Annotated in this window: 8 protein-coding genes and 1 pseudogene; 7 read left to right on the plus strand and 2 right to left on the minus strand. The window is 53.4% G+C overall.

Features of this window, described 5'->3' with window-relative positions; genetic code table 11:
* Positions 1 to 128 precede the first annotated feature (128 nt).
* Positions 129 to 566, plus strand: coding sequence for a large conductance mechanosensitive channel protein MscL (gene mscL, locus J2T37_RS11175; RefSeq protein WP_253355934.1), 438 nt, complete (start codon positions 129 to 131; stop codon positions 564 to 566).
* 150 nt (positions 567 to 716) lie between these two features.
* Here mscL and hslO read toward each other — a convergent pair whose 3' ends face one another.
* Entirely contained in the window at positions 717 to 1,631 is a 915-nt protein-coding gene (gene hslO, locus J2T37_RS11180; RefSeq protein ID WP_253355935.1) for an Hsp33 family molecular chaperone HslO, read from the minus strand.
* A 279-nt stretch (positions 1,632 to 1,910) separates the two neighbouring features.
* A complete protein-coding gene (locus tag J2T37_RS11185; protein ID WP_253355938.1) occupies positions 1,911 to 3,557 on the minus strand; it encodes an ABC1 kinase family protein in 1,647 nt (548 codons plus the stop codon).
* A gap of 172 nt (positions 3,558 to 3,729) precedes the next feature.
* Here J2T37_RS11185 and J2T37_RS11190 point away from each other — a divergent pair, with 172 nt between their 5' ends.
* The 6 genes and pseudogenes from J2T37_RS11190 to J2T37_RS11215 form a co-directional block, all read left to right on the plus strand.
* Positions 3,730 to 4,347, plus strand: coding sequence for a C40 family peptidase (locus J2T37_RS11190; RefSeq protein ID WP_253355940.1), 618 nt, complete (start codon positions 3,730 to 3,732; stop codon positions 4,345 to 4,347).
* Positions 4,348 to 4,360: 13 nt separating this feature from the next.
* Entirely contained in the window at positions 4,361 to 4,579 is a 219-nt protein-coding gene (locus tag J2T37_RS11195) for a hypothetical protein (RefSeq protein WP_253355942.1), read from the plus strand.
* A gap of 169 nt (positions 4,580 to 4,748) precedes the next feature.
* Positions 4,749 to 5,093 (plus strand): CidA/LrgA family protein, encoded by a 345-nt coding sequence (locus J2T37_RS11200; protein ID WP_253355944.1) that lies wholly within the window; start codon positions 4,749 to 4,751, stop codon positions 5,091 to 5,093.
* On the plus strand, positions 5,090 to 5,788 hold the full coding sequence (locus J2T37_RS11205) for an LrgB family protein (protein ID WP_253355946.1): 699 nt from the start codon (positions 5,090 to 5,092) through the stop codon (positions 5,786 to 5,788). Before J2T37_RS11200 ends, J2T37_RS11205 begins: the two co-directional genes overlap by 4 nt.
* Before the next feature lie 132 nt (positions 5,789 to 5,920).
* A complete protein-coding gene (argJ, locus tag J2T37_RS11210; RefSeq protein WP_253355949.1) occupies positions 5,921 to 7,141 on the plus strand; it encodes a bifunctional glutamate N-acetyltransferase/amino-acid acetyltransferase ArgJ in 1,221 nt (406 codons plus the stop codon).
* Positions 7,142 to 7,806: 665 nt separating this feature from the next.
* Positions 7,807 to 8,067 (plus strand): annotated as a pseudogene (locus J2T37_RS11215) (chloride channel protein); the annotation flags it as partial.
* Positions 8,068 to 8,156 lie beyond the last annotated feature (89 nt).

The raw sequence follows: 8,156 nt of genomic DNA on the forward strand, positions 1-8,156 counted from the left end.
GCGTTTTAACAACAGTGAAATAAAATCTCAAATTTCTATTTTGAAACAGTTAGTAAAAGGTAATTTGCTCTAATTATCTAGTACAGCCCCTAATTATTTACTTACACCAAACATACAGGAGTGTTCAAATGTCTATTGCTTCAGAATTTAAAGAGTTTATCATGCGCGGTAACGTGGTCGATCTGGCCGTCGGTATGGTGGTTGGTACTGCGTTCAGCGCCATCGTTAAATCATTGGTTGACGATGTAATCATGCCCCCGATCGGTATTTTGATTGGCGGTGTGGACTTCTCCAACCTGTTCCTGACGCTGAAAGACGGCGCAAAAGGCGCGGGCGAAGCCGGTTACGCAACTTTGGCGGCCGCTCAAGCCGACGGCGCGGTCACTTTGAACTTAGGTCTGTTTATCAACAATATCATTAGCTTCCTGATTGTAGCTGCTGCCATTTTCTGCGTGGTAAAAGCCCTGAACAGCATGAAAAAAGCTCCGGCCGAAGAAGCTCCGGCAGAGCCGAGCGAAGAAGTATTGCTGCTGCGTGAAATCCGTGATTCTTTGAACAAAAAATAATCCGGTTTAAAATTTGAGCTATAACAAAGGCCGTCTGAAAATCCTCATTTTCAGACGGCCTTTGTTGATAGTAGGGCAGGGCGGGGCAACCCGCCATTATGAGCGATATTGTGTGTGGCGGGGATACCCCGCCCTACGACGGATACCGTTTTACTGCAAACGCTGCGCTTCCTGCCGCACCGTATTCACCACATCCGCCCCAAACAACGCGTTGATGTCGGTTTCGTCAAACACATATTTTTCATGACAGAAATCGCAGTCCACCGCAATGCTGCCATGTTCGGCCACTACGCCGCCGACTTCCTCTCCACCCAACATCAGCAGCATGTCGCTGACTTTGCCGCGCGAGCAGGTGCAGGCAAATTCGATGGCTTCTGGCTCAAAGACGCGCGGCGGGGTTTCGTGGAACAGGCGGTACAAGACGTTGTGCGCATCCAGCGTGGTCAATTCTTCGGCGGTTACGGTTTGCGCCAGCGTACTGACGTGTTCCCACGCGTTGGCATCCAGTTCTTCTTCCGGCAGACGTTGCACCAACAGACCGCCGCAGGCTTGTTCGGACGCGGCCAATACGATATGCGTATCCAACTGTTCGGAACGCTTCATGTAGTTGACCAGCATTTGCGCGATGTCACTGCCTTCCAGCGGCACCACGCCCTGCCACGGCTCGGCGTCTTTCGGCTGCAGGGTTAAGACGAATACGCCGTTTTCGCCCAATAAATCGGTCAGGCTTTCCTCTTCGCCGATGGCGGCGGTTTCATCCCAACGGGCGGTGGCGCGTACGGTTTGTTCGGAAGTGGCTTCCACCACCAGCATTTTCAGACGGCCTTGTCCTTGCACTTGCACGATTAAAGTGCCGTCGATTTTTAAATTGCTGGACAAGAGCGTACCGGCAGCCAAGAGCTCGCCCAAGGCGCGGCGGATGGCGGCGGGGTAGTGTTTTTGACCGGCGATGTGCTGCCAGACTTTTTCCAAACGCACATGCAGGCCGCGCACGGGCATATCATCGAAAATAAAGCGCGTGCGGCAGTCGGCATGGTTGATGGCGGCGGGGGTATTTTGCGTCATGATGTTCTCTGTTTCAAAGCATTAATATCGGAATGTCAGCTATATGGTTGCGATGGGCAGATAAATCAAGGCCGTCGGAAAATGCTGGTTTTCCGACGGCCTGCATCTCGCGACAGGAAGCAGGTAGGGTGCAATAGGCGGTACGCCGTATTGCGCCGGGTAGCGAATATTTGCAGCAACAGCAATCATCAAATATCCGCTAATCGGTACGTTACGCCGCTTTAGGCGGCTAACGTACCCTACGGTTGAAGCTGAAAAACCGATGATTTTCAGACGGCCTCAATGTTTCCCCGAGCGCCAAATCGACCACATAATCCACATGCTGTTGGCAAAGGCAATCAGATAGCCGAGGAAACCGATAAATTTCGGGCCGGTTTCAATACTCATGACGATGGACGAGCCGATAATCAGTGCGGCGGTAACAATCCCCATCGTCAGGCGGTTGGTGGCGCGGTCGATTTGGTGGCTCAGTTGGTCGAAACGCTTGAAATCCAGCGTCAGCCCCATTTGGCCTTTTTGCAGGCGGCGGCTGAGGCGGAACAGGTTTTGCGGCAATTCGTCGGCCACTTGCAGCATAATCTGCGAATACATCTTGCTTTTGCGCAGGATATGGGCGGATGAAACCCGTTCTTTAAATGCCGTCATCACAATCGGCTTGGCACGTTCCAAGAGCTCGATTTGGCCGTCCAGCCGTTTGACCACGCCTTCGAGGGTAATCAGGGTTTTGAACAGCATGACCAAATCGCCCGGTAGGGTTAGGGCATGGCGGCGCATGATTTGGGTAATGTCGTTGATAACCTGGCTGATACGCAAATCGCGCACGGGCGTATGTTCGTAATTGAGCAGCATTTCCAACACATCCGCGCCGAGTAGGTTTTCATCGGGTAAATCGCCCTGCGCCCAGTTGCTCAAGACATACTGCATGGTAAATTGGTCTTTTTGCGTCAGCGCGTTGAGCAAATCAATGATTTCGCGGCGGCGCGTACTGCTGAGGTGGCCGACCAAACCGAAGTCGATAAAGGTAATCCGTCCTGTGTCGTTAACGAAAATATTGCCCGGGTGCGGGTCGGCGTGGAAAAAGCCCTGTTGCAGAATCATGGTAAACAGGGTATCGGTAATGCGTGCGGCGAGCAAAACGCGCATTTCAGACGGCATGGTGTCGATGTCGGTATTTTTCAGCAGGGTATCAGAGATATGCTCCTGCACCAAAATCTGCCGGTTGGAAATTTCGGGGTAAACGGTGGGAATGTGCACAAACTCATGCTGCTCGAAGGTTTTGCCGAAGCGCTGCATATAGCGCAGCTCCACCGACAAATCCGTTTCTTTCGCCAGACTGCGGGCGAAGTATTGCACCATCTGCACCGGCTGGTAGCGGCGCGTTTCTGGGATTTCCGATTCAATCAGCCCCGCCAAATGGGTCAGAATGCGCAAATCCGCCTGAATCACCGGCTCGATGTCGGGGCGCTTGATTTTGACCGCCACCGTTTCGCCGCTGATTAACACCGCCTTATGCACCTGCGCGATGGAGGCGCTGCCGATGGGTTTGGGGGCTATGGATTGGAATACTTCGCCCACCGGCCGACCCAAGTGCGATTCAATCAGCTGATGAATGTCGGCAGCGGGAATCGGCGCGACATTGCTTTGCAGCTGCTCGAATTCCTCAATCCATTCCGCGCTGAAAATGTCCACCCGCGTGGACAACACCTGACCCAGCTTGATAAACGTCGGGCCGAGTTCCTCAAACGCCATGCGGAATCGGCGCGGCGTGCTCATGTAGCGGCTGTCGGGATTGGTTTTCTGGCTGTCGCTCTGATAGCTCAACTTGATGCGCTGCACAAAACCGCCGAGGCCGTATTTAGTGAGGACGGTAATAATCTCGCGCATACGCGACAAGTCGCGCATGGCCAGCAAAGTGGGAATCATCATCAGATTTGGGCTTTTAAAAAAATGTTTGTAAACAGCAGATTAACGGAATATCCGCGCCGAGGTTTGCCAAGCATTAGGTTTCTTATATACAATCAAGCAGATATCGAAATACAGCATAGCATAATAAAGGGCGGAGTGTAGTGAAGGCCGTCTGAAAAAATGGAAGTAACACATGAATTTTTTTGTCAAAACGACGGCGGTCGCAACTGCCGCCTGTATGCTGTTTGCCGGCGGCGCGGCTGTTCACGCCGACGAGATTGAGAATTTGGTCAACAACCGCCAGCGGATTTTGAGCCAGTTTGAAAACGGTGGGCAGACCGTGCAGCCAATACGCAAATCTGCGCCTGCCGTTGCCCGTCCGGTTCAAGCCTACAACCACAGCAGCGGCAATGCCGACGAACTGATAGTCAACGCCATGGGTTTAATCGGCGTGGCCTACCGCTACGGCGGCACGTCCGCCTACACCGGCTTTGATTGCAGCGGCTTTATGCAGCACATCTTCCGTCAGGCCATGGGCATGAACCTGCCGCGTACTGCCGCCGAGCAGGCGCGCATGGGAACATCGGTCAGCCGTGGCGAATTACAGCCCGGCGACATGGTGTTTTTCCGCACCATGGGCGGCGGACGCATTTCCCACGTCGGCCTGTATATCGGCAACGACCGCTTCATCCACGCGCCGCGCACGGGCAAAAACATCGAAATCACCAGCCTGAACCACAAATACTGGAGCGCAAAATACGCCTTCGGCCGCCGCGTGAAAAAATACGACGCGTCCGCCTTTTTGAATTGAGGAACAACCAAACATGAGCATGCCGCAAATGCCCAAATGGTATGGTGACAACGGTCAGATTGTTTCGTGTACCGAAAAAGTCAAAGTCATGACCGAAAACATGAGCGAGCTCTACCAGCTGGCGCAAGACGCTTTTGAAGACGCCCTATTGATGGGCTGCGGCGAAGCGCAGCTGCGCGAATACCTGCAAGCATTGGTGGCGGGGGTGGAGAACCCTTACCGTCAGGGGTAATGCTTTGCCATTAAAAATGACCGTATCCGGAAGAAGGCCGTCTGAAAATGATTTTTCAGACGGCTTTTCCCTTTTCAGACGGCCTGTGCCGCGTTATGATTAAGCCTTAACAAAAATACACATTGAATGCCGTCTGAAAACGGTGTACATCATCAAAGGAAAAACACGCGTGAATATTTTACGGGCGCTGCTGATTATATTGGGCTGCCTGGCCTTGGGCGAGGGCGCGGTATTGCTGGCGGGTATCAAGCTGCCCGGCAGTATCGTCGGCATGGGCATTTTGTTTGCAGCCTTGCAGCTGGGCTGGGTCAAAGTGGAATGGATACGCCAGTTGGCGGATGTATTGATGGCGAATCTGACCCTGTTTCTCGTGCCGCCGTGTGTGGCGATTATCAGCTATTTGGATTTGATTGCACGCGATTGGTTTTCCATTTTGACCGCTACCGCCGTCAGCACCGTTTGCGTATTGCTGGTAACGGGCAAGGTGCACGAATGGGTAAGGGGGCTCAAATGACGGCGCAACTGCTGCAAATGCCCGCCTTGCTGCTGTTTCTGACGCTGGCGGTGTACGGTGCGGCGGCGGTGGTGCGCCGCCGTACCGGTTATATTTTGTGCAACCCTGTATTGGTCAGCACGGTGGTGCTGATAGCCTATTTGAAAATTTTCGGTATCGGCTATGATACTTACCACGAGGCGGCGCAGTTTATTGATGTCTGGCTGAAACCGGCAGTGGTGGTGCTGGCCGTGCCGTTGTACCAAAACTGGCAGAAAATCCGCAGCCAGTGGCTGCCGATTGTGTCTTCGCAACTGGCGGGCAGCGTGACCGGCATTGTCAGCGGCGTGTACCTCGCCAAATGGCTGGGCGCGGAGCGCGAAGTGGTGTTGTCGCTGGCGTCCAAATCCGTGACCAACCCGATTGCGATTGAAATTACTGAATCTGTCGGCGGCATTCCCGCCATTACCGCCGCCACCGTGATTATCGCCGGTTTGGTCGGGCAGATGGCCGGGTATAAAATGCTGCAAATCGGCACGGTGCACAAGCCCTCCTCTCGCGGCATGTCGATGGGCACGGCCTCGCACGCGATGGGCATTGCCGCTTCGCTGGAACACAGCCGCCGCATGGCCGCTTATGCCGGTGTAGGGCTGGTGTTGAACGGCATACTGACGGCGGTGTTGGTGCCGGTTTTATTGCCGTTTTTAGGTATTTGAATAAGATAAGGTTTTGCCCCGCAGCCGACAAGCGCGGGGTGTCCTAAAAATCATTGATATTCAGACGGCCTGTTTCCTACCATGCACACAAGGCCGTCTGAAAAAACATTTATTTCCTGAAGGAGCAAGCAAATGGCAGTCAATCTTACCGCCAAATCCGCCGAACAACTGCTGCACATCGACGGCGTACAGGTGTATGTCGGGCAGGCGGGCGTGAAAAAAGCCGACCATGACGACCTGACGCTGATGGTTTTGTCCGCCAACAACAATGTCGGCGCGGTGTTTACACAAAACCGTTTCTGCGCCGCGCCGGTGTATATCGCCAAGTCGCACCTGTTTGACGACGATGGCGTGCGTGCGCTGGTAATTAATACCGGCAATGCCAACGCCGGTACAGGCGGACAAGGCCGCGCCGACGCGGTGGAAATCTGCGCCGCCGTTGCCAACCAAATCGGCTGCAAAACCACGCAAGTGTTGCCGTTTTCCACCGGCGTGATTCTCGAGCCGCTGCCTGTGGATAAAATCATCCACGCGCTGCCGACCGTGCAACCCGCCTATTGGGGCAGAGCCGCCCGCGCCATCATGACCACCGATACCGTGGCCAAAGCCGCCAGCCGCGAAGGGCAGGTTGGCGAAAACCATACCGTCCGCGCCACCGGCATTGCCAAAGGCAGCGGCATGATTCATCCGAACATGGCGACCATGCTCGGCTTTATCGCCTGCGACGCCAACATCGCCCAGCCGGTGTTGCAATTAATGACCAAAGAAATCGCCGATATGTCGTTCAACTCGATTACCGTGGACGGCGATACCAGCACCAACGACAGTTTCGTCATCATCGCTACCGGCAAATGCGGCCAAAGCGAAATCGACAACATCGCCGACCCGCGCTACGAACAGCTCAAAGCCCTGCTCGGCAGTCTGGCGCTGGAGTTGGCGCAGGCCATTGTGCGCGACGGTGAGGGCGCGACCAAATTCATCACCATCAACGTGGAAAACGCCGTCAGCCGCGACGAAGCGCGCCAAGTAGCGTATGCCATAGCCCATTCGCCGCTGGTAAAAACCGCGTTCTTCGCCAGCGATCCCAACCTCGGCCGCATTCTCGCCGCCATCGGCTACTCCGGCGTAGAAGATTTGAACGTGGATAAGCTGAAAATGTGGCTGGGCGACGTATTGGTGGCCGAACTGGGCGGCCGCGCCGCCAGCTACACCGAAGAGCAGGGGCAGGCGGTGATGAATCAAGACGAAATCACCATTCGCATTGATTTGGCACGCGGCAAAGAAAGCGCAACGGTTTATACCTGCGATTTGTCGCACCAGTATGTGTCGATTAACGCCGATTACCGATCGTAAAATGTAATGCCGTCTGAAAAAAATGTTTTCAGACGGCATTCTTATACTTTGAATGAACGAATATAGTGAAATATAGTGGAATCATCAAAAAACCAAACCGAGTAGGTTGGGATGAAATCCCAACGGAAGTTTAGGTAGCGTGAATTCGGGATAAGTGTTTTAAATATTTTTATTATTTTCAGAATAATACGAAATCCCCGCAGATAGAAAATCGCCAGATTTTCGTCATTAGCTACGCAAGTCCGCTACGCTACCCCCGCGCAGGCGGGAATTCAGAAGCCTGACATTTCTGTAATGTTTTTAAAGTATCAGAAGCTCAAACGTCTGGATTCCCGCCTGCGCGGGAATGACGAATCCTCGCGGATTCTGTCTGCCGGAAGAAACACGTTTCGGAAATTTAAAAAGATATTCTATCTGCTTATCCCGAACTCACGTTAGGTAAATGTTGGGTTTACAACCCAACCTACACCGTATCGATGGTTTGGTTTTTAAATAATTGCACTATATGCGCTTGAGATAAGAAGAGCCTGAGTCATTCGCCGTAGGACGGGCATTCCTGCCCGTCTTACGGTTGAAATATCAAGCCTGACTTGGCGTACTGATCCCGAGCTTGTGTTACCGATAAAAGCCTTTATCCGTTTATCTTTTCATTATCCCATCCGGCCATGACAGACAAAAAACCTTTAGGCAGCCGCATAGCCCACAAAATCCGCCAAACCCGCCGCCTGTCGCGCAAAACAGTAGCGTTTCTGTTTTTGCTGGCCGGCTCGGTATTGGTGGCGTTGACCGCGCTTTTGTTTGCGCACATGGCGGAATTTGCGCTGGAATTAAACGCCAAATGGGTGCAACGCCATCCGTGGTACGCATGGGTGGCGCTGCCCTTCGGCTTGCCGCTGATTGTGTGGCTGACGCGCAAATACGCACCCTTGTATATTAAAATCAATATATCATAGCAACCAAACAGGCTGCCTGCCTCAGAATGCACCCTTGGATCTCCATATCCGTTTCGTAGTAT

The organism is Neisseria perflava (genome assembly GCF_024170405.1).
GTDB lineage: Bacteria > Pseudomonadota > Gammaproteobacteria > Burkholderiales > Neisseriaceae > Neisseria > Neisseria perflava_B.